A 22,776-nucleotide genomic window follows, 5' to 3' on the forward strand; every position below is an offset into this window, starting at 1 on the left:
TTCGTCGGGCGTCCTATTCATCGGCTGGGGGTACAAGGAAAGTTGACTCCCCCCATGCCGGTGCCTAAGTAGGTAGGACGATGACGGACGAGGAAAAGGTCAAGGCGATGCGGCTCGCCCGTGCGATTGCCTCGGATATCTCACTCTACAACGAGCAGAAGATCATCAAGGGCATCGAGCAGGACAACCTCTTCGAGGTCCTCAAGGAGGAGCTGGAAGAGGGCCGCGAGCTCTACAAGAGCCGCGTCAGCCAGGAGATCTTCACGAAGATGAACTTCTTCGAGCGAGCCATCAACGACATCGTCCTGCGCTCCAAGGCGCACGTGAAGTCGAAGATCTGGTAGCTCCGCCGAACGTGGTAGCGCCCGACACGCGAGAGCACCGCGCCCCGCCCGAAGCCCGCGGAGAGCGCGTGGACCAGTACCTCGCCCGGGCGTTCCCGGAATTCACCCGTTCCCGCATCCAGGGCCTCATCGAGGCCGGGCATGTGCTCGTCGACGGCCAGCCGGCCAAGACGGCGCGGCGCCTGCGCGGCGGGGAAATGCTCACCCTCCATGTCCCCGCGCCCGTGGCCGCCATTCCAGTGGCGGAGGAGCTACCGCTCGCCGTGCTGCACGAGGACCGCGACCTCGTCGTGGTGGACAAGGCCGCGGGCATGGTGGTGCACCCGGGCGCGGGGCACGCCTCCGGCACCCTGGTCAACGCGCTGCTGCACCGCGTGAAGGACCTGGCCGGCGTGGGCGGCGAGCTGCGCCCGGGCATCGTCCACCGCCTGGACAAGGACACCACCGGCTGCCTCGTGGTGGCCAAGAACGAGCAGGCGCTGGTGGCCTTGCAGAAGTCCTTCAAGACGCGCGCGGTGGAGAAGACGTACCTGGCGCTCGTCCACGGCGCGCCGCCGGCCGAGGGCCGCATCGAGACGCTCTACGGCCGCCACCCCGTCCACCGCCAGCGCTTCACCGGGAAGGTGAAGGAGGGCAAGCCGGCCATCACCGCCTTCCGCACGCTGGAGACGTTCGACGGCGCGTCGCTGGTGGAGGTGGACCTGTTCACCGGCCGCACGCACCAGATTCGCGTGCACATGGCGGAGTCCGGCCACCCCCTGCTGGGCGACGCGCTCTACGGCGCGGGCCGCAAGGCGAAGGGGCTCGCGGCGGAGGCCCAGGAGCTGCTGGGCCGGCAGGCGCTGCACGCCTGGCGCCTGTCCTTCGCGCACCCGCGCACGGGCAAGGTGCTGGAGCTGGAGGCACCCATCCCCGCGGACTTCACCGCCGCGCTGGCGCTGCTGCGCGGCACCGTCTCCCAGCCGGAGCCCGAGAAGCCCGCGGCCCGGAAGAAGGCGGCGGCGAAGCGGGCTACAGGCCGGACACGCTGAGGGACTGCTGCCGCTTGGACAGCACCTTCACCGGCTGAATCGCCATGACGCGCATGAAGACCTCGAGCAGCTCCGGGTCGAACTTGTTGCGCATCTCCGTCCACATCAGCATCAGCGCCACCTCCGGGCCGTAGGCGTCCCGGTACGGGCGCTTGGAGGTGAGGGCGTCGTACGCGTCGCAGATGGCGATGATCTTCGAGTACACCCCGAGGTTCGTCTTCGGGATGATCATCTGGATGTTGCCGCGCGAGTCGCGCACCGCGGTGCCGAAGTCCGTCTTGTGCTCGAACGTCGTCACCACGCGCAGCAGCGTGGAGCGGCTGAAGCCCTTCTCCATCAGGATGTTGCGCACGGAGATGAGCGGCGCCTTCTGCACCGTCAGCCGCTCGTCCTGGGACAGCGCGCCCCGCTTGGTGGACAGCTCCTCCGGCAGCGTCGCCATGCCCGCGTCGTGGAAGAGGGCGATGTAGCCCAGGTCGCGAAGCTGCGCCTTCGTCAGCCCCAGCTCCGCGCCGAAGACGATGCACATCAGGCACACGTTGACCTGGTGGTACACGAGGTACTCGTCCTCGCGCCGCATGGTCGTCATGCCCAGGAAGTGCGTCCGCTGCTCGTAGCAGATGTCCACGAAGTCCTGCACCAGCCGCAGCGCCTTGGACGCGTTGATGGGCTTTCCGGCGCGCACGGACTCCAGGTACTTCGTGAGGAAGAACACCGCGCGCGCGTAGATGGTCATCGCGTACTTCTTGCGATCGACCTTCAGGTCGCCCGGGTTGTCCATGTCCTTGTTCAGCTTCTCCTTGAGCTTGGAGAACTTGGCCACCCGCATGTTGAGCAGCTTGCGGCCCGCCAGCCCGTCCTCCTCCGCCGTGGCCGACTGCTCCTTGGCGAAGATCCAGATGAAGTTCTTCAGCTCGGCCACCGTCACCGGCTTGGTGAGCGTGAAGCCGCCCACGTCCTTGGAGCGCAGCTCCGCCAGCAGGTAGCGCTGGTTCTCGATGGAGTTCAGGTCCACCTTCACCAGCATGCCGTTCAGGTAGAAGGACTCCTTGACGCCCGTCAGCTCCAGCCGGCCTTCCTTGCCGATGATCTGATTGACGATGTCCTGGAGCTGGTGCAGCGGCTTCTGGAAGACCGAGTTCTCCGGGTCATACATCTTCACGGAGCGGATCAGCATGTAGAGGCCGGCCACCATGGAGCGCGCGAGGACCTGGAGCTTCTCGTTGTGCTCGCGGCCGTACTCGTTGATGTTCTCTTCCTGGGCCTGGCTGATCTTCAGGTTCTCGGCCATGGGCTAAGCCTCCTCCGGGAGCGCGGAGTCCCCGAACAGCGTCTTGCGCGTCTGGTACATCGCCTTGCGTGCCGCGGTGAGGACCTCCAGTGGCTGGCTCTTGTCCTCCACCACCGCCTGCAGGATCTTGTAGGCCTGGATGGAACACGCGCCGGCCAGCCCGTGGATGGCCAGCAGCTTGTCGTCCATGACCCGCTTCTTGTTGAGCAGCGAGGGCTTCACCGCCAGCATCTGCTGCATCATCGACAGCGCCCCGGGAGTGCCGGTGGAGCCGATGGCCGAGTAGAACGCCGCGCGCTCGTCCGGCGTCTTCTTGTCGAACGAGGCGTCACGCACCGCCCGCACCAGGTCCGAGTAGGCCTTGTCGCGGTCGAACTCAGGCAGCAGCTTCGCCGCCAGCATGCGCACCTGGGAGATGGGGTCATTCAGCGCGTCGGCGATCATCCGGCGCGACTCGCCGGTGCGGCCCTTGCCGATGATGTGGAGGACCTCCAGCTTCACCACCAGGTTGGGGCTCTTGAGCACCTGGCCGAACATCTTGATGCGCTCGGGGTGGTTGCTCTTCTCCAGGATGTAGACCATGTCGCGCACGGTCTGCGGCCGGTCCGACGACAGCCGCGCGACGAAGGGCTCCGGCACCTCGCGCGCGAAGCCCGCCAGCACGTCGCCCAGCAGCACGCGGTTCTCCGGTACCTCGAGGGTCTCCAGCACCGCCAGCAGCGGGAAGATGGCGTCCCGGTCCAACGCCTGCAGGTAGCGCGTCACGTCCGCCGGGTTCTTCGGGCGCGTCGTCTTCAGCGCCTCGCCCATGCGCATCAGGCGTTGCTCCTCGCCCATCTTGTGCAGGAAGTTGTCCAGCATCTTCCCCAGGCTCGCGCCGCTGTCGCGCTGGGACAGCGCGCGCAGCTTGAGGACGATCTGGTTGATGGTGGCGAAGTCGTCCTGGATGAGGAGCATGTCCAGCAGCTGTACGAAGATCTCCTCGAGCAGCGCCGCGTCCTCCACGCCCCCTTCCACCACCTGGAACACCGCGCTCACCAGCTTGGGGAAGAGCCGCGCGTTCTCCTCCTCCGTGACTTCGCGCTGCAGCTTCGCCTTCAGCTCGTCGGACGCGTGACGCCCGCTCACCACGAGGCCGCGGATCTGCTCCACGCCGTCCAGCTTGGAGTCCAGGTCCTCCGCGGACACGCGCGCGAAGCGCAGGTAGTCATCCGAGTTCGTCGTCAGCCGCGAGTAGAGGTAGCCCACCACCTTGTCCACCTCGACCTGCACCTCCTCCTCGGAGGCCGTCTCCATGGAGAAGCCTTCCACCACGACGTACTCCACGTGCTCCATGCTCGCGCGCCACAACTGCGCCAGCACGTCCTCCGCGCCGCGCTCCGGCTCGGACAGGGCAATGAGCGTGAAGGTGACCAGCTCCTCGATCTGCAGGCCGGGGCGGAAGATGAGCTGCCGGATGCCGTCCCGGAAGAACTTGTAGGGCAGCGGCGTGTCCTCGGAGAACAGCGACTCGCCATGCAGCGTCAGGTTCTGCTGCTCCACCTTCATGGACAGCGGGCCGAACTTGTCGTTGTACGCGACCACGGACTCGAGCGCCTTGCCGAGGAACTCCGGGAAGCGCGACTCGTTGTGGCGGTACATGCCGATCTGCTTGATGCCCTTGAGCAGATGGAAGGCGAACGTCTTCGCCATCTCCACCTTCTCACGTGCCTCGGGGGAGAGCTCGGCGTCACCACTCGCGGCTGGGTTGGCTTTTTGGGGCTGGGCCATGCGTCTGAAACTCTCCGCTCGGGCGGTATCCCGAGCCTACCCTGATTTCATCCTGTCACCCACTCGGCGGACTGGTGGAAGTTCGGGGGCTTGGAGTGACATGCACGTAACAGCGTCTGGAATGGCCGGGATTTCCGGGTGTGGTACGAGCCGCGCCATCCATCGAGGGAGTCTGCAACGCATGAAACGGCTGCTGGCCTGTGGGGCGATGGTGCTGTCGCTGACGGGGTGTTTCCGGATGAGCGTGCGGACGGGGGCGCCTCGGTCGGGCGAGGCCCGGGGGCGGGGCGGGGTGAGCCTGGCGTACGGCCTCACCACGTCGAACGTGGCCGCGAGGGAGTGCCCCCACGGACTGTCCCGGGTGGATGTGTACTGGCCCGCCTGGGGCCCCATCGTCTACTTCTTCAGCTTCGGCATCGTCGCGCCCCTTCGCGCCGAGTACGTCTGCGCCGAGGCTCCGGGTATGCCCTCCGCCCCGCTCGACGCCTCGGAGGCCGGCGACGAGGAAGGCGACGGCGACAGCGCCGTGCCGCCTTCCCATCCGCCGCTCTGAGCCGCGCGGGTGGGCTGAAGAACACGAGGCGGCGCGGGAAGCTCCCACGCCGCCTCGGCTCACTCACAGTCCCTGACCGGGAGGGGGTCAGGCCCCCTTCTGGGGCGGCGGGGCCACCGCGGCGCTCGGTCCCTTGATGGCGGAGCGCAGCAGGAAGACGGTGAGACCGGCGAAGAAGAGCAGGCCCCAGAGGTTGGACCAGAGCGGGTGCGCCAGCTCGCTCTCACCCACCGTGTTGAGGAAGGCGCCCAGGCCGCCCTCGTGGCCCAGCATGGCGGGCAGGTTGATGGCGCGCGTGCCGGCGCCGTCCGTGGCGATCTCCAGGAAGGCGATGAGCACGCCGGCGATGGAGCCACCGGCGATGTAGCCGGAGGACAGCAGGGTGCCCGGGGAGAACTCGGACTCGGCCGCGCTGCCGCCGCGCACGCGGTCCACGACGTAGCGGACCATGCCGCCCACGAAGAGCGGGGCGCTGCTGCTGATGGGCAGGTACACGCCCACCGCGAAGGGCAGGGCGGACACGCCGCACAGCTCCAGCATCAGCGCGATGAACACGCCCAGGAGCACCAGGTCCCACGGCAGCCGCTGGGTGAGGATGCCGTCGATGATGAGCGAGAAGAGCTGCGCCTTGGGCGCGGCGTAGCGGGTGAGCTGCTGTCCCTCGTACACGCTGACGCGGCCGCCGATGCCCGGGTCCACCACGTACTGGATGGTGCCCGCCTCGTCGACCAGGTACTTGCCCGCGGGCACCGGCGTGTCCGCGCCGCGCACGAAGCCCTCCTTGTACGTGCGCTGGGGGCCCTGCGTGACGGCGCCCAGGTCCGCCACCTTCACCTGCTTGCCGCTGGTGGGGCTGAGCGTCACGGCGCCCAGGTCCTGCGGCGCCACCTCGCGCCAGCTCCGCAGCTCCAGCGCGCCGCCGGGCTGCGTGTTCAGCTCATAGCCCTGCGCCCACACGGCCTTGCGCAGCGCCGCCTCGTCCAGGCCTCGCGACGCCAGCGCCTCGGGAGTGACGGCCCAGGGGAAGGTGTACTGGACGCGGGACTCCTGCGTCAGCTCGGACACCTGCACGCCCGGGTGCGGCTCGGGGATGGTGACGGTGGCGCCGCGGTTGAGCGTCACCAGCACCAGGCCGATGAACATGGCGCTGGTCAGCACGCCCACGAAGAGCGCCACCTGCTGCCGCTTCGGCGTGCCGCCCACCAGGAAGGCCGTCTTCAAATCCTGCGCGGTGGTGCCGCCGTTGGACGCGGCGATGCCAACGATGGCCGCCGTGGTCAGCGCCATGAAGCGGTCCTCGGAGGACGTCCACCCCATCAACAGATAGACGAGGCAGGTGACGAGCAGCGTGGCCACCACCATGCCGGAGATGGGGTTGGACGAGCTGCCAATCTCACCGGTGATGCGCGCGCTCACCGTCACGAAGAAGAAGCCGAAGATGACGATGAGGATGGCGGAGATGAAGTTCACCTCCAGCGGGGGCGACAGCCAGATGGCCAGGATGAGCAGCGCGCTGCCCACGAGCACCACGGTGATGGGCAGGTCCTGCTCGGTGCGAAGCAGCTGCGGCGCGGTGCCATGCGTGCGCGAGGCCTTCAGCGTCTCCACGCTGCGCTTGAAGGCGCCGACGATGGTGGGCAGCGAGCGGATGAGGGAGATGAGGCCGCCGGTCGCCACCGCGCCCGCGCCGATGTAGAGCACGTAGGCGTTGCGGATCTGGTCCGGAGACATGTCCCGGATGAGCTGGCCGTTGTGCACCAGCAGCGGCGTGTCCAGCCCGCTGCCGAAGAAGGAGATGGCGGGGATGAGGATGAGGTAGCTCAGCACGCCGCCCGCGAAGGTGATGGACGCCACGCGCGGGCCGATGATGTAGCCCACGCCCAGCAGCTCCGGGCTCACCTCGGTGGACACCGTCGCGCTCTTCAGGCCCTTGAGGGGCGTGCTCAGCACCTCGCGGAACAGCTTCATGCCCGAGTACGCGAACTTGTAGATGCCGCCCACCAGGAAGCCGATGATGACCGTGCGCGCGTTGGTGCCGCCCTGCTCACCCACGATGAGCACGTCCGCGCTGGCCGTTCCCTCCGGGTAGGGGAGCTTGCCGTGCTCCTGGACGATGAGGCCCTGGCGCAGCGGAATCATCATCAACACGCCGAGCACGCCGCCCAGCGCCGCGGTGAGGAACGCGTGGGTGAGGCTGATGTCGTAGCCCAGCAGGAGCAGCGCGGGCAGCGCCGCCGCCACGCCGAAGGCGAGCGACTCGCCGGCCGAGCCCGTCGTCTGGACGATGGTGTTCTCCAGGATGCTGGAGTTGCCCAGGGCCCGGAAGATGGCGATGGACAGCACCGCCACGGGGATGGACGCGGACACCGTGAGGCCGACCTTGATGGCCAGGTACACGGACGAGGCGGCGAACACGATGCCGAGCACCGAGCCCAGCACCAGGCCGCGAAGGGTCATCTCCGCGGGAGACTTGTCAGGGGGGATGTACGGCGTATGGGCGTGCGGCGTGTGTACCTGTGCGACAGGTACGCGCTCGTCGACGACCGGTGGGGTTCCGTGGGCCAAGCGTGAAGCTCCTTCACGAAGGGAATCGGGCTCCTTCTAGCAGGGAGCCGAGCCACCGCGAAACAGAGCCCTCGAATGACAAACGCCTCCGCCCGGCAGGGGGGCGGAGGCGCTCGGAAGGGGGGACGTGCCCGGTCGGGCCGGGACGACCCGCCGCGTCAGGCGCGGCTCATTGCTGCATGGCGGCGGCCTCGGGGTCCACCTCGGCCATCAGCGCGGCCAGCTCGGACTTCAGCTTGTCCTTGGCGCGGATCTCGAGCTGGCGGGCGCGCTCGCGCGAGAAGCCGAAGTGCTCGCCCAGCTCCTTGAGCGTCATCGGCCGCTCGTTCATGACGCGCTGCTCGATGATGAAGCGCTCGCGCGGGTCCAGCCGCATCAGCGCGGTGCGGACGCGGGCGTTGATGAGGCCCGCCTCCTCCTTGTCCGCGAACTCGTCGTCCTGCGGCGCGGAGGCGCTCACCACGAAGTCCACGTGGCTGTTGCCGCCGTCCTCACCCATGGGCGCGTCCAGGGACAGGTCCCTGCCGCCCATGCGCTGCTCCATCTCCCGCACCTCGCCGGGCTTCACGTGCAGCCGGCGGGCGATGTCGTCCACGTTCACCACCGCGTCGCCGCTGCCGAACTTCTCCAGCTCGCGCCGGGTGCGGGCCAGGCTGAAGAACAGCTTGCGCTGCGCCTGGGTGGTTCCGAGCTTCACCAGCGACCAGCTCTTGAGGATGTAGTTCTGGATGTACGCGCGGATCCACCACACGGCGTAGGAGATGAGGCGGATGCCCTTGTCCGGGTCGAACTTCTGCACCGCCTTCATCAGGCCGATGTTCCCCTCCTGGATGAGGTCGGACATCTTGATGCCGTAGGAGCGGTACTCGTACGCCACCTTCACCACGAAGCGCAGGTTGGAGGTCACCAGGCGGTGGCCCGCGGCCAGGTCGCCCTTGATGAAGCGCCGTGCCAGCTCCTGCTCCTCCTCCACCGTGAGAAGGGCGTAGTGGTTGATCTCCGACAGGTACATCGCCAGAGAGCCGGAGTTGGACGACTGCTCGGTGGAAGCCTGCATGGTGTCTCCCGACGGGGCCTCTCTGGGGAGGCCGAAAAGGTTTTCGGACCGCCTGACAACTTGACGAAGGGTGTCTTGAGCAACGCCGGTGCCAACTTGCCGCTGTGCGTCTTCCCCAATGTCTCTAGGGGGTTGGCGAAGCCTGGACGCGTGCACAAGGCGGGGAACCTGTAACCGTTACAACTCTCCTGGACGCGGGCCGCGGAAACGGAGCGGTAGGAACTTCAGAGCCATCCGCACGAGGCCTCCCGCATGAGGGCCCGGGTGTCTTCCTCCCGGGCGACGTGGATTCGACACGGCGGGGCGAACGCCAGAACAAGCCGGCCGCCCCGCCGCGAAAAAGGCGTAACGACGCCCCCGGCGGATGACAGGTGCCTTTTCCCGGGTGCGCCAGGACGGCCGGGCAGCGGGCGCGATGCCCGGCGCCCACCTGCCCGCCAGCCCCAGCGTGGGCTCAGGAAGCCCGGCGGCGCGCCTCGGCGGAGATGGCGCGCTTCAGGCTTCCGAGCAGCTGTGAGGCCTCGCCCTGCCGCAGCGGGCGGCCGCCGAAGCGGGCCTCCAGGTAGCGGCGGGTGACGGGCGTCAGGGCGGGGGAGAGGGGGTGGCCCTCACGCGTGAGCCGCGCGTCCAGGTCCTCCAGTGTCTCGCCCTCGAGGCGCTCGACGCGCGCGGCGGCGAGCTGGGCCTCCACCGCGTCCACGAAGCGGGTGGCCTCGTGAGGGCGCTCGCGAGCGAGGACGCGGGTGAGCATGCGCCAGGCGGCATACGCGCCCATCCCGGCGACCAGCGCGGCGCCCCATGCGCGCAGCGGCGGCAGGCGGCTGGGAGACTCCTCTCCCCCGCGGCGCCGGGGCGGGCGGACGAGCGCGCGTGCCACGTCCATCTGGTCCCGGAAGGAGTAGTCGACGACGGCGCTGCGCCACCGCGCCTCCACCGCCTCGTAGAAGCTGATGAGCTTCTGGAGGACGACGGAGGACTGGCTCGCGCGGTGGGCCGGGGGCGTCGCGTCCACGGTGACGAAGCCGCGCCCTGGCACCAGCACGTGTGTCCAGGCGTGCGCGTCACCGGCGCGGACGATGTAGGCCTCGTCCACCCGCTCGCCGCCGAAGAAGCCGGTGGCCAGCCGGGCGCGGATGCCCTGCGTGCGCAGCATCAGGGTGAGCGCGGTGGCGAAGTGCTCGCAGTGTCCCGCCTTGCGCACGAAGAGGAAGTCCGCCAGCGGGTCGTCCACGTCCCCGCTCAGCTCCAGCGTGTACGTGAGCTCCTGCTGCAGCCACGCGGCCAGCTTCCTCGCTGCGGCCAGCGGCTCGCGCTCTCCGTTGAGCACGCGCGCGGCCGTCTGCGCGACGCGGGGGTCCAGTTCCTCCGGAATCGTCAGCAGCGCGTCCTGCTCGTCGGGAGGGAGGTCCCGCAGGTCGTGGCCGCTGCCGCCGGGAGGCAGGCTGTAGGCCTCGTAGGCGTAGGAGATGCCGGGGTCCTGGAGGCGCACCTCGCCGCCGCCCATCTCCTGGAGGCCGACGCGCCGGCTTCCCGACTGCTGGTGGGCCACCGCGTTGCCCAGCCGGGAGGGCGTCTCCAGGGCCACCAGCGTGCGGGCTCCGTACGCGGGCAGCAACTCCACGCGCTGGTGGACGAGGTCGTCGCCCCCCGGCCGCAGCGTCACCATGTACATGGCGCCACGGGGCGGGCGGCCCACGCTCGTCCACTCCTGCCCGTCGAAGACGTCGTAGGTGCGGCCCAGCCAGTACGCGTCCAGCGCCTCCTTCCCCGGGTCCGGGGAGAGGGTGGCGCGCAGCACGATGCGCGGGTTGCCCTTGATGGTGCCCGCGCCGCCCAGCCGCACCGTGTCGGAGAGGCCCGTGGTCGCGGGGCCCAGGCCCGGCGACGCGCGCGGGCCCATCATGTTCCAGTTCAGGCGCGGGAAGAGGATGAAGAAGGCCACGGCGCCGGCCACCGCGAAGCCCACGCCCGTCGCCAGCGGGCGCATCACCTGGCGCACCGGCACCGGCTCGCCCTCCGGCACCGAGGCCTCCACCACGCCCAGCGCCAGCGCCATGCTGGAGAGCACGCCGAAGGCCACCAGGAAGAGGCCGTAGACGAGCTCGCCGGACAGGGCCGCGCCACCCGCCACCATCAGCAGCCCGGACAGGTGGACCTGCCCGTCGGTGGCGGGCTCCGGCGCGGACAGGAGCCGGTGCGCGGAGATGAGGCCCGCGAAGGAGCACGCCGCCACCACGAGGTTGATGGCGCCCGCCAGCACGTTCATCCCCAGCACCGCGGCGACGACGAGCAGCAGCAGCGCGGTGAGCTTCGCCCGCTTCGCGAACAGGCGCCGCCCCGCCAGCGCGCACACCAGCGACAGCGCGTACAGCACCAGCGTCCACACCGGGAGCTGCCCGGACACCGCCATGGAGGCGAACGCGGCCCCGGAGCCCAGGTCCCTCAGCGCCAACCGCAGCCGCGTGCCCGGCCTCATGCCGCCTCCTCTTCCCCGCGAGGCCCCTCATGGCCCAGCCACGCCAGCGCCCGGAGCAGCCGCCGCTCCTGCGCGGAGCCCGCCGCCGGACGCAGGCGTCCGTCCACCGTGTCCAGCCCCACCTCGTGCCCTTCCTCGATGAGCCGGTGGGCCAGCGCGGCCACCTCCTCGCAGCGGCGCTCCAGCGCGTCGCCCTCGAGCCCGGCCTCCACGGCCAGCACCCAGGTGCGGCGCTCCTCGCGCTCGCGCTCCACCCGCAGCAGCTTCCCCAGGGCGGCGCTCTTGCGCCAGTGGATGCGGCGCGCGTCCTCGCCCTGCATCAGCTCGCGAAGGCCCGCCACGTCCCCGGTGCCGTCGTTGCGGCGCGGGTTGCCCGCGTCACCCACCGGCCCACGCTCCGCCTCACCCGGGTCCACGCAGGCGTAGCCGCGCCGCGGGTAGACGAGCAGCATGCCCTTCAGCGGGAAGACGCGCGTCTTGGCGAACAGGCCCAGCGGCCACGTGGTGGTGACGCGCACGCCCGCCAGCGGCACCGGCCCCCGCTTCGGCGCGGTGAGGTCCGCCCGCACCACGTGGTCCACGCCCGAGGGCAGGTAGCCCACGCCACCCTCGCCCGACAGCGGCGAGTCCGCCTCCGACAGGGTGAGCGCGAAGCCATGGCCCCGCTTCTTCGTCACCGCCCAGCGGAAGGCGAAGGGCTCGCCGGCGAAGGCCGCGTCGGTGCCCACGCGCCGCACCGACAAGTCCCTCAGGCAGCGCTCCGACAGGACGCCGGACACCACCACCATGCTCAGCAGCATGCCCAGCAGGAGGTAGAGGAGGTTGTTGCCGGTGTTGAGGGCGCCCAGGCCCACGCCGAACGTCACCACGAGGTACGTGCGGCCGATGCGCGTCACCTTGAGGGTGCGCGGCAGCCGGAACCGCGCGCGCAGCCGGGACCACCACTGCCTGGGACGCAGTCTCACCGGGGCGCCGGGACCTTCCGGGAAATCTCCTCCAGAAGGTGGGCCGCCTCGTCGCGAGCCGTCACGCCCTGCACGGCGCTGCGCAGCAGCACGCGGTGCGCCCAGCAGGGCACCAGCACCGCCCGCACGTCCCCCGGCGTCACGAAGTCCCGGGAGTCCCACAGCGCCTGCGCCCGGGCCGCCGCGCCCAGCGCCAGCACCGCGCGCGTGGAGGCGCCCCGCTCGATGTCGCCGTGCTCACGCGTGGCCTTCGCCAGCCGCACCACGTAGTCCGCCACCGTCCCGTCCAGCTTCAGCTCCGCGGCCAGGGTGCGCAGCGACGCCACCTCCTCCGGCCCGGACACCGTCTCCACCCCGTCCAGGGGCGGCAGGCTGCTCCGCGTGGCCAGCAGCCGCGCCTCCACGTCCGGCGCCGGGTGGCCCAGCGACATGCGCACCATGAAGCGGTCCAGCTGCGAGTCCGGCAGCGGGTAGGTGCCGGAGAAGTCCACCGGGTTCTGCGTGGCCACCACGATGAAGGGACCGGGCAGGGCGTACGTGGCCCCGTCCAGCGACACCTGGCCCTGCGCCATGGCCTCCAGCAGCGCGGACTGGGTGCGCGGCGGGGCGCGGTTCAGCTCATCCGCCAGCACGAGCTGCCGGAAGAGGGGACCGGGCCGGAACTGGAAGGTGGCCGTCTGCGCGTGGAAGACCTGGGCCCCGAGGATGTCGGCGGGCATCAGGTCCGCGGTGAACTGGACGCGGGCGAAGCTCAGCCCACAGGCCCGGGCCAGCGCCTCGGCGAGTGTCGTCTTGCCCACCCCCGGCACGTCCTCCAGGAGGATGTGGCCTCCTGACACCAGGCAGGTCACCACGAGCTGGGTCTGGGCTTCCTTGCCCTGGACCGCCCGCCCCAGTTGGGTGGCGATCCGTTCCATCACCGAGCGCGCGGAAGCAGGGGAGGGGACGGGGGACAGGACGCGGGCGGGCTGGTTCATCCGCCGCCACTCTAGCCGACTCCCCCCCGGAACGGTCACGCCCCGGAGGAGCGGCGTTCTTTCGTTCCATCCAGGACGCCCGCCTGCTCTCTCGGGGCGTGGGCCCCGCTCACGCCGGGAGGACGTCCTCGGGCGTGTAGTACGCGCGGCGCGGGGACGTGCCCGTGCCCACGCCGAAGTACCGGAACATCCGCTCGTGGTGGGTGGCCAGGCCGCGAAGCTGCACCGGCCGCTCCACCAGGTCCCTCGTCAGCACCCCCACGGCGCTGTCCTTGAACTCCCTCAGGTGCGTGAAGTCCAGGACGACTTCATGCCCACTCAGGGACGCCAGCGAGGTGTGCACTTCCTGCGCTGTCCTGCCGTCCAGGATGCCTTCCAGACGGAGGGTGACACGGCCTGCGACTTCTTCACGGTGGATCTGGAGACCCGCCATTGCTGTGCTCTCCCAAGTAGATGCTGTGTGCACGGTGTGCCGTTGAGATGGGCACGGCGGCTGCAAGCACACTCCGGGCCAACCGTGGTCCCGAAGCTCCAGCAGGGAGACAACCCGTGGAGTGCCTTCAGCCGGGCGCAAACACTGCACTCCGACTCGTAGGAAGGTCAGCCCCCCTGGACTTCAATCCAGGGTGACTGTCAGGCAGCGGGCGTCCCCCGTGTCGCGCAGCGGTCAACCCCGCCGGTCGTCCGTTGCCTGCTGAGCGCGGAGGGTGAGCTGTCGCTCCTGCCGCGCCTTCAGCTTCCGGAACTCCTTCACCACCTTGGTGGGGTAGCCGGCCATGAACTTCTTGCGCGACTCGGGTCTGGCGAGGATGCGCCTGGCCAGCCCGGGGCCCGCGTTGTAGGCGACGAGGGCCCGCTCCACGGTGCCGAAGCGCTGGATGAGGTCCGCCAGGTACGCGGTGCCGAGCTCCACGTTCGTCTCCGCGTCGAAGAGGTTGCTGGAGCGCCCCAGCCGGAAGCCTGCCTTGTCCGCCAGGTACTTGCCGGTATCCGGCATCACCTGCATCAGCCCCATGGCCCCCACGTGGGACACCGCGTAGTTGTTGAAGCTGCTCTCGCAGCGGATGACCGCCACCACCAGCAGCGGGTCGATGTTGTTGCGCCGGGCCTCGCGGACGATGGCCACCGCCAGCCGCCGCTGCTGCCGCTCCGGCAGCCCGGAGGCCTTCACCAGCTCCGTCACCCCCAGCCGGTCCGCCTCGGCCAGGTCGGCCTCGTCCTCGTACACCTGCAGCTTCGCCAGGGCCGCCTTGAGCTCGGCCTCGCGCTCGGACAACCGGGCGCGCAGCTCCGTCACCTCCGGCGCCTCGCCCTGGGGGCCCTCGGGAACCTGCACCGGAAAGGCGAGCGCTCCCGTTCCCATCAGCATCGCCGCCGTTGTCATCGCCACCGTCCAGCCCCGCATCCCGCCCTCCCCATCCAAGGACACCTCGGATGGTCTGGCGGCAAAGCAGGCGGCGTGCCACGTCCCTTCACCGCCTGTCTCTCCTTAAGATCTCCCCACGCAAGGGCCGGAACGTGCCTCCGCGGGCCGGAAAAAATGCCCGGGTTGGGCAGTGCTCTACCCAGCCCGGGGCTGTGAAAAGGACCGGGTTGCCCGGTCCGGTACCCGTTCCTACCTTTGCCCGCGCCAGGGTGTGGGGCGTGGAGGTGTGGCGTGTACTGGACGATGGGGATGATCCTGCTGGTGCTGTGGTGCCTGGGGCTGACGGCCGGCTCCACGGAGGGGTACTGGGTCCACCTGCTGCTGCTGTTCTCGATGGTGGCCTTCCTGCTGGCGGTGGCGTCCCACGGCCGCAGGACGGCGACGTCATGAGCGGCACCGGCCCGGAGGTCACCGGCCTGGAGCTGCCCCGGGACACCGCGGGCTTCACGCGGCGCGAGTGCCCGCACTGCTCACGCCCCTTCAAGATGCGGCCGGGCCCATTCGACGCCCGCGCGGTGCTGCACAAGCTGCAGGCCTTCTTCACCCTGGAGAACGCGCACGAGGGCGAGGAGGGGCTGCCGCGGTGGCGCTGCCCCTACTGCGGCCAGAGCGCCCCGGCGGACGACTTCCTCACCCCCGCGCAGCAGACGCACCTGGAGGGGGTGGCGCGCGCCTGGGCCAACCACGTGCGCTACGAGCAACTGGCCCACGTGGCCCGCACGCTGTCGCTCAACCCCCGGCCCACCTTCGTCGCGGTGGCCCCGGAGTCGCTGCCCGGGCCCATGGACCCGGAGCCGGACGAGTTGCTGCGCACCCTGCCCATGCTGTGCTGCGGGGAGGACCTGAAGGTGCTGTGGGACTGGGACCAGCCCCTCTACTGCCCCTACTGCGGCACGCGGCACGGGGGGCTGAGCGGCCGTCAGCAGGTGCAGCTGCGCTTCATCCAGGAGTAGCCGGAAGCGGGGTGGTGGACGCGGGCCCGCCATGACGGCAGGCTGCGCGTCCATGACGAGGGCCTCCCCCCGGGTGGTGCTCGCGGCGCTGCTGCTCGCCGCGGGCGCGGCCTCCGCGCACGACGCGGACATCCTCTATTCACAGGTCCGCCGCGTCACTCCGGACGCCGCCCGGGCTTCGCCCGAGGCTCCGCCCGAGGCTCCGGAGGTCCGCCAGGTGCTCACCCTGACGGCGGGCACGCTCGGCCTGCTGCTGCCCGCCGATGCGGACGGGGACGGCTCGGTGTCCCAGGCGGACCTGGACGCCCGCCGCGCGGCGCTCGAGGTGGGCGTATGGGATGCGATGCCCCTCACCGCCGGCGGGCAGCCCTGCACGCGCACCGCCCACTCCGCGCTGCTGCGCCAGACGTACGTGGAGCTGTCCGCCACCTTCCACTGTCCACCGGGCCCGCTGCGGCAGACGTACACCGTGCTGTCGGTGCTGCCGGCGGGCTACCGGGTGATCCTGGGCAGCTCCCTGGACGGAGAGGTCCCCGGCGCCATCTTCGCGGACGCCGCGCAGCCGAGCGTGGCCATTGCCGGCCCCGCGGAAGCAGGAGGGGAGGGCGCCGGGGCGGTCAGCGGCTTCGGCGGTTGGGTGTCGCTGGGCGTGCGCCACATCTTCGCGGGCGTGGACCACCTGGCCTTCCTGCTGGCGGTGCTGCTGGTGGGGGGCGGCCTCAGGCGGGTGCTGCTGCTGGTGACGTCCTTCACCGTGGCGCACTCCCTCACGCTGGGAGCCACCGCGCTGGGCTGGGTGGTGCTGGACGGCGAGCGGGCGCGCTGGGTGGAGGCCGCCATCGCCGCCTCCATCATCTATGTGGCGGTGGAGAACCTCGTCCTGCGTGAGCACCGCCACCGTGTCCTCATCACCTTCCTCTTCGGACTGGTGCACGGCTTCGGCTTCGCCAGCGTGCTGGCCGGGTACGGCCTGGGGGACTCGGTGGTGACGGGGCTCCTGGGCTTCAACCTCGGCGTGGAGCTGGGGCAGGCGGTGGTGGTGGCCGTCCTGCTGCCCGTCCTGCGCATGGTGCGCCGCCGGCCCGCGCTCCACCTCCGGACTGTGCGCGTCTTGTCGGTGTGCATCCTCGCTGCTGGTGGGTACTGGATGATCGAGCGGGCACTCGGTTGAATCCGGCGGAGGGCGTCCCTACGTTGCCGGCATAAGGGTAGGGAACGGGGGACGTCCATGGGTGCGAGGCATACCCGGCTGGCCGCTGCGCTGGCCGCCGCATGGGAGGCGGAGGTCGTCTCCGCCCGGCGGATGACAGCGCTCGCGGAGCGCATCGGAGACGCGCGGGTCCGCGCGCGGCTGATGGTGCTGGCCGCGTTCTGCCGCGCGCACGCTTCGCGCCTGCTGGCCCGGCTGGCCGCGCTGGGACGGGGGCCGCTGCCCGTCCCGCCGGAGGACATCGAGCTGGACCCCGACACCATCCTCGAGCTGCGCCGCGAGGGCTGCTTCGCCCGCGCCTCCGCCGCCCGCTACGAGACGACCGCCGAGCTGGCCCGCCAGCAGGCGGACCTGTCCTCCGCCTGGGTCTGCGAGCTCAACCGCACCGAGGAGCAGGACCGGGCCCGCGAGCTGCTCGCCCTGGCCGAAGGCGCCCTGGCCGCCGTCTCCCATGGTGCGTCCCCGGCCGCGGACGCGCCCGCCGGCTCCTGAGGCGCGGAACGCCGCCTTCCGGTTGCTCTCCCGGTGACAGTCCCCGCGCGTTGGGCGTAGAAACCCGCCCATGGCGAAGGAGAGCTACAACGACCTCATCTTCCAGCTCGGCGACCTGGCGCGAGACAGGCTGCCCGGCAAGCCCAACTGCCCGCGCTCCATGGACCGCGTCTACCGCGCCGAGGAGGCGGTGGTGGCGCGCCGGGACGAGCTGGCCGCGCTTGAGCAGGAGATGAACGACGAGGACGCGGCGTTCCAGGACTTCCTCGCCCAGCAGGACGAGGAGCGCGTCGGGCATCAGGCCATCGTGAAGAAATGGAAGAAGGCGGTGGACGCCATCGAGGGCAAGGTGAAGGACCTGCGCAAGACGCTGTCCACCCGCCGCGCCGAGCTGCGCTACTCCCACGACGGCCTCAAGAAGCTGGAGGCGAAGATCAAGGACATGGAGCTGACCGGGCAGGACCCGGCCAAGATCGACCTGGCCCGCACCAACCTCAAGAAGAGCCGGCTCGCGCAGATGCGCCTGGCCCGCGAGGTGGAGGACCTGGAGATCCGCGTGTCCAACGCCCTCACCCCCCAGCCCGGCCAGCCCGGTGCGCCCGGCATCCTGGCGCACAAGCGCATGCTGGAGATGGAGGACGAGGAGGAGGCACGCAGGCTGGAGCACGACGGGCGGATGGCGGAGCTCGACCAGGCAATCGCGGCCAAGGAGGAACAGGTCAAGGCCGCGGAGGATTATCTGGACCAGGCGCTGTTCCTGCTCGGCGAGGACGTGTACGCTCAGCGCCTCTCTGATCCGCAGCTCGCACCGTTCTACCCCCGGCTGGATCGCGCCCAGTGAGGGAGCCCCCCCGCCCGTAGTGCTTGACGTGAGGGGCGCGTTTGCTACATTGCGCCGCTTCCTGGCAACCGCGGGGACGCGAGCAGTCCAGGTCATTGATTTTATTGGGTTTTTCCGCGCCACGACGCGCGCTGGCAGTGTGAGGACGACGTGAAGGGTCTGATTGGCAAGAAGATCGGCATGACCCAGGTGTTCAACGAGGAGGGCAACCTCGTCCCGGTCACCGTGATCGATGTGGGCACCTGCCAGGTCGTGGGCAAGCGCACCCCGGAGAAGGACAAGTACTCCGCGGTGACCCTGGGCTTTGGTGAGATCCGCGAGAAGATTCTGAACAAGGCCGAGATTGGCTTCTTCAAGAAGGCCAACGCGCCCTTCCGCCGCCACCTGAAGGAGTTCCGCGTCACGCCGGAGGAGGCCTCCTCCTTCAACGTGGGCGACGCCGTCAAGGCGGACATGTTCGCCAAGGGCGAGCTGGTGGACGTCACCGGCGTCACCAAGGGCCGCGGCTTCTCCGGCGTCATGCGCCGCTGGAGCTTCAAGGGCTCCCAGACGAAGACGCACGGTACGCACGAGTACCAGCGTCACCCGGGCGCCATCGGTCAGCGTAAGACGCCTGGCCGTACCTACCCGAACAAGAAGATGCCGGGTCACTACGGCGTGGAGCAGGTCACCACGCAGAACCTGACCGTCGTCGACGTGGACGTGGAGAAGGGCCTCCTCCTGGTGAAGGGTGCCGTCCCGGGCCACAACGACGCCGTCGTCTACGTCCGCCCGAGCATCAAGGTCGCCATGCGCGCGCAGCACAAGGCCGCCCGCGGCTGATTCGCCTCCGAGCGTTCTGAAGCCTCGACGCTCCTGACGCCCCGCTTCCGGGCCCGACTCCTCGGGCATCCGGGCGGGGCGTTCGCTTTGCGGGCCAGGCGCGCCCCCGCCCCGGCAGGTCGCGGGTGGGTCCAGGTGTGCCCGGGCTGCGGCTCCGGGGCCCCTCTTCGCCACGCGCGTGTCACGGCGCGGCGGGAAACGTTGACCGGTGGGCGCCCGGCGGCAGGCATGCGTGAAAACAATTCCGACTCCGGGCCGACGCGGCTTGTCGCTCGTGGAAGCCGTGTGCACATGGATGCGCCACGAAGGGGCCTGCACGGCGGGTGACGCAGGCGCCCTGGATGGGGGAGGCTCTGCGCTCCCGCACACGGCGGCCCCTCCCACGGGCCGGGCAGGAACCATGAACGCACGCACGCTCAGCGTCATCGCTTCGTTGGCCATCTCGCTGGCGGCGCCAGTCGCCGCGGCGCAGGAGGAGGACGAGCAGGTCCTCGACAACGTCGTCGTCCGCAACCGGCTGTTCGAGCCAGGAGGGCAGCTCGAGCTGTCCCTGGGCGTGGGCCTGCCGGTGCAGACGCACCTGACGGCGCACTACTTCTTCAACGCCGGCGTCGCCTACAACCTCTTCAACACCTTCGCGGTGGAGGCGCGCGCCGGCTACGCGGCCAGCCGGCACACGGGCCTGGCGCGCTCCATCTCCGAGAGCTTCCTCAACCGCGAGGACAAGCGCGTCACGGACGAGCTGGAGGACCTCTGGGAGATGAACCTCCACGGGGTGGCCGGCGTGCGGTGGGCGCCCATCTACGGGAAGCTCAGCCTCGTGTCGGACCTGCCCGCCCACTTCCAGGCGTACGTCTGGGCGGGCGGCGGGCTCGGCTCGTTCCAGCGCAACTCCGTCATCCAGTGCACGCAGGTGGTGGACCGGGAGCTGGGCATCTGTGACGACCGCTCGGTGCCGGAGGACCGCGGCTCGGCCTCCCAGGACTACTGGGTGAAGGAGACGCGGGTGGCCCCGGTGGTGTCCGGCGCGGTGGGCTTCCGCTTCTTCGTCATGGGCAAGCACGGCCTGCGGCTGGAGCTGCGCGACTGGGTGTTCCGTGATGCCTACCGCGTCAACCTGCTGCGGGACGACTGGGAGGCCGGGCGCGAGACGGGTGAGCCCGCGTCCAGCCCCGGCCTCACGCACCTGGTGCAGTTCGACCTTGGCTACACCTTCTCCTTCTAGGCCCTCCTGACCATGAGACCGCTCTTCTCCCTCGCGCTCCTCGTCGCCGCTCCGGCCCTCGCGCTCGCACAGGCGTCCGGTGGGCAGTCCGTACCCGCGCCCGGTGCGGAGACGTCCGTCCCGCCTCCGCCGGGCCAGTCCCAGCCGAAGCCGGAGGCCCCCGAGCCGCCCGCGCCGCGCCCGGAGCCCGCCGTGCCCGAGGAGGCACTGGAGCCGGCACCCGAGGCGGTAAAGGCCCCCGCGCCCGCGCCCGCCACGGAGGACGCGCAGGCCCCGGCGCTGGCCTGGCCGGAGCCGCCCGCGACGCCGGACGACACGCCGGTGCTGGCGTCGGACGCCCCGCGCACCACGGACGCGCAGCAGCAGCGGCTGGTGAACGGCGCGCCGCTCTACAACCCCAACGTGTCGGTGCACATCGTCCAGAAGAAGCGCTTCGCGGACGAGGGCAAGCACGAGTTCGCCTTCTTCCCGGCGACGGTGCAGGTGAACGGCAAGTACACCCACCACGCGGGCTCGGCGCTCCAGTACATCTACCACCTGCAGGAGAACTTCGCGTTCCAGGTGTCGGGCCAGTACAACTGGTACACCGACGAGAGCGACTTCAACCTGGAGCTCATCGACAAGGTCCGCGAGCAGGCGCAGGCGGCCTCGTCGCTGCTGCTGGTGTGGGGCGCGCAGGCGGGCGTGGAGGTGACGCCCCTGTACGGCAAGTTCGCCTTCCTGAACGACTCGCTGGCGCAGTTCAGCGTGGTGCTCAGCGGCGGCGCGGGCGTGGGCTCCACGCGGCACCTCATCCGCCCGGAGGTGACGAACGAGGTGGACGGGGAGCGCTTCACCGTCCCGGCCCGCTTCGGTGACACCGGCACCAAGTTCCTCGGCTCGGTGGGCGGCGGCTTCCGCCTCCAGTTCGGCGAGTCGTACGCGCTGCGCATGGAGGTGAGGGACCTCATCTACACCGCCCGCGTGGACAAGGTGGACGGCTGCAGCCTGGCGGACTTCGAGGCAATGGAGGCGGCGCGCGCGGGCAACCAGGACTTCGCCTCGTTGCAGCTCAGCGGCAGCTGCAACTACCAGAAGTTCGACGGCGTGGATCCGAAGACGAAGAAGAACTACCGCGAGGACATCATCCTCGGGCGCGACCTGGTGGCCGAGCCGTCCTCGGACGTCCTCAACAACATCAGCTTCTACGCCGGCTTCTCCATCCTCTTCTGACGAACATGAAGGCTCCCACCGCCATGAAACGACTGCTCAGCCTCCTCGTCGTCCTGGCGCCGCTCGTGGTGCCCGCCCAGCAGGACGTGGGTGGCTACAACCGCGCGCTGGCCGCCTTCAACGCCGGTGACTTCGACACCGCCGCGCCGCTCTTCTTCCAGCTCTCCGAGGGCGCCTCCGACGCCGACGTGAGGGGCAAGGCGGAGTACTTCCTCGCGCAGTCGCTCGCGAAGAAGGGGCTGCCCGTCGCCGCCTTCATCTCCTACGCGGACATCGTCAACGCCGGGCCCTCGCACCCCTCGTACCTCAAGGCGGTGGAGGGGCTGGTGGACATGCAGCAGCAGCTCGACGAGCAGAACCTCATCCCCAGCATCCTCAACCAGGCGTACACCGACGAGGTGCGCGACAGGTGGGTGACGCTGCCCAAGGAGGTACTGGCCCGCATCAACTACCTCGTGGGCACGGTGAGCCAGCGCCGCGGCCGTTTCGAGGAGGCGCGCGCGCTGCTGGAGGCGGTGCCGAAGGACAGCCGCGTCTACGCGAAGGCGCGCTACCTGCTGGGCGTGGTGCTGTCGGACCCGCGCTTCCCCGGCCGCCCCGGCGAGGGTGACGCGCTGGACAAGGAGGCCCTTGCCGCCTTCAAGGACGTGCTGTCCGCGAAGGAGCCGCAGGTGGAGCTGAAGCCCACGCAGCACCTGGCGATGCTCAGCCTGGGCCGCCTGCACTACCGCCGGGGCGAGTACGCGGAGGCCACCACCACCTACGAGCGGGTGCCGCGCTACGCGCGCTACTGGGACCAGGCCCTCTTCGAGAACGGCTTCGCGCGCTTCCAGAACGAGGACTTCGGCGGCGCGCTCGGCAGCCTCCAGGCGCTCCACGCGCCGCAGTTCGAGGGCGCCTTCCAGCCCGAGTCGTGGATCCTCAAGGCGACCGTCTACTACTACTCGTGCCTCTACGACGAGGTGAAGACCACGCTGGCGGCGTTCGACCAGCTCTACGGCCCCATGGCGAAGCAGCTCGAGCCCTTCACCGGCGACGACGTGCAGCTCGTGCAGGCCTACAACCTGGTGGCGGCGGAGAACCGCCGGCTGCCGCGCCCGGTGTACCTGTGGCTGCGCAACAACGAGCGCATCCGCGAGGTGATGCGGATGCTGGACCGCGTGGATGCGGAGAAGCGCGAGCTGAGCAGCGGCGCGTGGCGCGGCTCGCCCATGACGGCGCAGACGGTGGCCTTGCTCGAGGAGGTTCGCGGCACGCTGCTGCAGGTGGGCGGCACGCTCGCCAAGAGCCGCATCCGCGAGGCGGCGGACAACCTGCGCACCTTCTCCGACCAGGCGGAAATCATCCGCGTGCAGACGGCGCTGGACGAGAAGGACCTGCTCCAGGCCGGCGTGGACCAGAAGACACTGCTGACGCGCCAGTCGCTCTACCGCCCGAAGATGCCGGGCGCGAACTACAACTACTGGAAGTTCCAGGGCGAGTTCTGGATCGACGAGATTGGTTACTACCAGTACACGCTGAAGCGCGGCTGCCCGGCGAAGACGTCCGAGCAACGACAACCGTAGT

Annotated in this window: 21 protein-coding genes; 12 read left to right on the plus strand and 9 right to left on the minus strand. The window is 70.1% G+C overall.

Annotated features, from left to right (window positions below):
* Positions 1–80 precede the first annotated feature (80 nt).
* A complete protein-coding gene (locus K8638_RS34045) occupies positions 81–344 on the plus strand; it encodes a hypothetical protein (RefSeq protein WP_011553384.1) in 264 nt (87 codons plus the stop codon).
* 11 nt (positions 345–355) lie between these two features.
* Positions 356–1,375: an RluA family pseudouridine synthase gene (locus K8638_RS34050; protein ID WP_223758864.1), complete on the plus strand. Its 1,020-nt coding sequence runs from the start codon at positions 356–358 to the stop codon at positions 1,373–1,375.
* Here K8638_RS34050 and K8638_RS34055 read toward each other — a convergent pair.
* Both K8638_RS34055 and K8638_RS34060 read right to left on the minus strand, forming a co-directional pair.
* Entirely contained in the window at positions 1,356–2,666 is a 1,311-nt protein-coding gene (locus K8638_RS34055; protein ID WP_223758865.1) for an HD-GYP domain-containing protein, read from the minus strand. The two genes, K8638_RS34050 and K8638_RS34055, sit on opposite strands and share 20 nt — an antisense overlap.
* A 3-nt stretch (positions 2,667–2,669) precedes the next feature.
* A complete protein-coding gene (locus tag K8638_RS34060) occupies positions 2,670–4,436 on the minus strand; it encodes a HEAT repeat domain-containing protein (RefSeq protein WP_223758866.1) in 1,767 nt (588 codons plus the stop codon).
* A gap of 181 nt (positions 4,437–4,617) precedes the next feature.
* Between K8638_RS34060 and K8638_RS34065 the strand changes: the two genes are divergently transcribed.
* Complete coding sequence (locus tag K8638_RS34065) at positions 4,618–4,989, plus strand: hypothetical protein (RefSeq protein WP_223758867.1); 372 nt, start codon at positions 4,618–4,620, stop codon at positions 4,987–4,989.
* Positions 4,990–5,076: 87 nt separating this feature from the next.
* Here K8638_RS34065 and K8638_RS34070 read toward each other — a convergent pair whose 3' ends face one another.
* From K8638_RS34070 to K8638_RS34100, 7 genes are all read right to left on the minus strand, one after another.
* Positions 5,077–7,554, minus strand: a complete 2,478-nt coding sequence (locus tag K8638_RS34070) for an OPT family oligopeptide transporter (protein WP_223758868.1) — start codon at positions 7,552–7,554, stop codon at positions 5,077–5,079.
* A gap of 169 nt (positions 7,555–7,723) precedes the next feature.
* A complete protein-coding gene (locus K8638_RS34075) occupies positions 7,724–8,611 on the minus strand; it encodes an RNA polymerase factor sigma-32 (protein WP_223758869.1) in 888 nt (295 codons plus the stop codon).
* Positions 8,612–9,065: 454 nt separating this feature from the next.
* Complete coding sequence (locus K8638_RS34080; protein WP_223758870.1) at positions 9,066–11,087, minus strand: DUF3488 and transglutaminase-like domain-containing protein; 2,022 nt, start codon at positions 11,085–11,087, stop codon at positions 9,066–9,068.
* Entirely contained in the window at positions 11,084–12,052 is a 969-nt protein-coding gene (locus tag K8638_RS34085; RefSeq protein WP_370644194.1) for a DUF58 domain-containing protein, read from the minus strand. Before K8638_RS34085 ends, K8638_RS34080 begins: the two co-directional genes overlap by 4 nt.
* Positions 12,049–13,029, minus strand: coding sequence for a MoxR family ATPase (locus K8638_RS34090; RefSeq protein ID WP_223758871.1), 981 nt, complete (start codon positions 13,027–13,029; stop codon positions 12,049–12,051). The genes K8638_RS34085 and K8638_RS34090 overlap by 4 nt, the downstream gene beginning before the upstream one ends.
* 109 nt (positions 13,030–13,138) lie before the next feature.
* Positions 13,139–13,462: an STAS domain-containing protein gene (locus K8638_RS34095; protein WP_223758872.1), complete on the minus strand. Its 324-nt coding sequence runs from the start codon at positions 13,460–13,462 to the stop codon at positions 13,139–13,141.
* A gap of 234 nt (positions 13,463–13,696) precedes the next feature.
* Positions 13,697–14,434, minus strand: a complete 738-nt coding sequence (locus tag K8638_RS34100; RefSeq protein ID WP_223758873.1) for a lytic transglycosylase domain-containing protein — start codon at positions 14,432–14,434, stop codon at positions 13,697–13,699.
* 252 nt (positions 14,435–14,686) lie between these two features.
* Here K8638_RS34100 and K8638_RS34105 point away from each other — a divergent pair, with 252 nt between their 5' ends.
* The 9 genes from K8638_RS34105 (at position 14,687) to K8638_RS34145 (ending at position 22,775) form a co-directional block, all read left to right on the plus strand.
* Positions 14,687–14,845, plus strand: a complete 159-nt coding sequence (locus K8638_RS34105) for a lmo0937 family membrane protein (protein ID WP_223758874.1) — start codon at positions 14,687–14,689, stop codon at positions 14,843–14,845.
* Positions 14,842–15,408 carry a hypothetical protein gene (locus tag K8638_RS34110; RefSeq protein ID WP_223758875.1) on the plus strand — a complete coding sequence of 189 codons (567 nt, stop codon included), beginning with the start codon at positions 14,842–14,844 and terminating at the stop codon, positions 15,406–15,408. Before K8638_RS34105 ends, K8638_RS34110 begins: the two co-directional genes overlap by 4 nt.
* A 52-nt stretch (positions 15,409–15,460) precedes the next feature.
* Positions 15,461–16,579 carry a HupE/UreJ family protein gene (locus K8638_RS34115; protein WP_223758876.1) on the plus strand — a complete coding sequence of 373 codons (1,119 nt, stop codon included), beginning with the start codon at positions 15,461–15,463 and terminating at the stop codon, positions 16,577–16,579.
* A 57-nt stretch (positions 16,580–16,636) separates the two neighbouring features.
* Positions 16,637–17,110 carry a hypothetical protein gene (locus tag K8638_RS34120; protein WP_223758877.1) on the plus strand — a complete coding sequence of 158 codons (474 nt, stop codon included), beginning with the start codon at positions 16,637–16,639 and terminating at the stop codon, positions 17,108–17,110.
* Positions 17,111–17,180: 70 nt separating this feature from the next.
* Complete coding sequence (locus K8638_RS34125; protein WP_223758878.1) at positions 17,181–17,951, plus strand: hypothetical protein; 771 nt, start codon at positions 17,181–17,183, stop codon at positions 17,949–17,951.
* 150 nt (positions 17,952–18,101) lie between these two features.
* Positions 18,102–18,773, plus strand: coding sequence for a 50S ribosomal protein L3 (rplC, locus tag K8638_RS34130; RefSeq protein ID WP_223758879.1), 672 nt, complete (start codon positions 18,102–18,104; stop codon positions 18,771–18,773).
* A 400-nt stretch (positions 18,774–19,173) separates the two neighbouring features.
* Complete coding sequence (locus tag K8638_RS34135; protein ID WP_223758880.1) at positions 19,174–19,998, plus strand: outer membrane beta-barrel domain-containing protein; 825 nt, start codon at positions 19,174–19,176, stop codon at positions 19,996–19,998.
* Positions 19,999–20,010: 12 nt separating this feature from the next.
* A complete protein-coding gene (locus tag K8638_RS34140) occupies positions 20,011–21,210 on the plus strand; it encodes an outer membrane beta-barrel domain-containing protein (protein ID WP_223758881.1) in 1,200 nt (399 codons plus the stop codon).
* A gap of 23 nt (positions 21,211–21,233) precedes the next feature.
* Positions 21,234–22,775 carry a tetratricopeptide repeat protein gene (locus K8638_RS34145; protein ID WP_223758882.1) on the plus strand — a complete coding sequence of 514 codons (1,542 nt, stop codon included), beginning with the start codon at positions 21,234–21,236 and terminating at the stop codon, positions 22,773–22,775.
* Position 22,776 lies beyond the last annotated feature (1 nt).

The organism is Myxococcus sp. RHSTA-1-4 (assembly GCF_020037125.1).
Classification (GTDB): domain Bacteria; phylum Myxococcota; class Myxococcia; order Myxococcales; family Myxococcaceae; genus Myxococcus.

What these genes read in the sequence shown, in the direction of transcription:
- K8638_RS34045 (WP_011553384.1), top strand. Translation starts at nt 81, where the DNA reads ATGACGGACGAGGAAAAGGTCAAGGCGATGCGGCTCGCCCGTGCGATT.
- K8638_RS34055 (WP_223758865.1), bottom strand. Translation starts at nt 2,666, where the DNA reads ATGGCCGAGAACCTGAAGATCAGCCAGGCCCAGGAAGAGAACATCAAC.
- K8638_RS34060 (WP_223758866.1), bottom strand. Translation starts at nt 4,436, where the DNA reads ATGGCCCAGCCCCAAAAAGCCAACCCAGCCGCGAGTGGTGACGCCGAG.
- K8638_RS34065 (WP_223758867.1), top strand. Translation starts at nt 4,618, where the DNA reads ATGAAACGGCTGCTGGCCTGTGGGGCGATGGTGCTGTCGCTGACGGGG.
- K8638_RS34075 (WP_223758869.1), bottom strand. Translation starts at nt 8,611, where the DNA reads ATGCAGGCTTCCACCGAGCAGTCGTCCAACTCCGGCTCTCTGGCGATG.
- K8638_RS34080 (WP_223758870.1), bottom strand. Translation starts at nt 11,087, where the DNA reads ATGAGGCCGGGCACGCGGCTGCGGTTGGCGCTGAGGGACCTGGGCTCC.
- K8638_RS34090 (WP_223758871.1), bottom strand. Translation starts at nt 13,029, where the DNA reads ATGAACCAGCCCGCCCGCGTCCTGTCCCCCGTCCCCTCCCCTGCTTCC.
- K8638_RS34095 (WP_223758872.1), bottom strand. Translation starts at nt 13,462, where the DNA reads ATGGCGGGTCTCCAGATCCACCGTGAAGAAGTCGCAGGCCGTGTCACC.
- K8638_RS34100 (WP_223758873.1), bottom strand. Translation starts at nt 14,434, where the DNA reads ATGCGGGGCTGGACGGTGGCGATGACAACGGCGGCGATGCTGATGGGA.
- K8638_RS34110 (WP_223758875.1), top strand. Translation starts at nt 14,842, where the DNA reads ATGAGCGGCACCGGCCCGGAGGTCACCGGCCTGGAGCTGCCCCGGGAC.
- K8638_RS34115 (WP_223758876.1), top strand. Translation starts at nt 15,461, where the DNA reads ATGACGAGGGCCTCCCCCCGGGTGGTGCTCGCGGCGCTGCTGCTCGCC.
- K8638_RS34120 (WP_223758877.1), top strand. Translation starts at nt 16,637, where the DNA reads ATGGGTGCGAGGCATACCCGGCTGGCCGCTGCGCTGGCCGCCGCATGG.
- K8638_RS34125 (WP_223758878.1), top strand. Translation starts at nt 17,181, where the DNA reads ATGGCGAAGGAGAGCTACAACGACCTCATCTTCCAGCTCGGCGACCTG.
- K8638_RS34135 (WP_223758880.1), top strand. Translation starts at nt 19,174, where the DNA reads ATGAACGCACGCACGCTCAGCGTCATCGCTTCGTTGGCCATCTCGCTG.
- K8638_RS34140 (WP_223758881.1), top strand. Translation starts at nt 20,011, where the DNA reads ATGAGACCGCTCTTCTCCCTCGCGCTCCTCGTCGCCGCTCCGGCCCTC.
- K8638_RS34145 (WP_223758882.1), top strand. Translation starts at nt 21,234, where the DNA reads ATGAAACGACTGCTCAGCCTCCTCGTCGTCCTGGCGCCGCTCGTGGTG.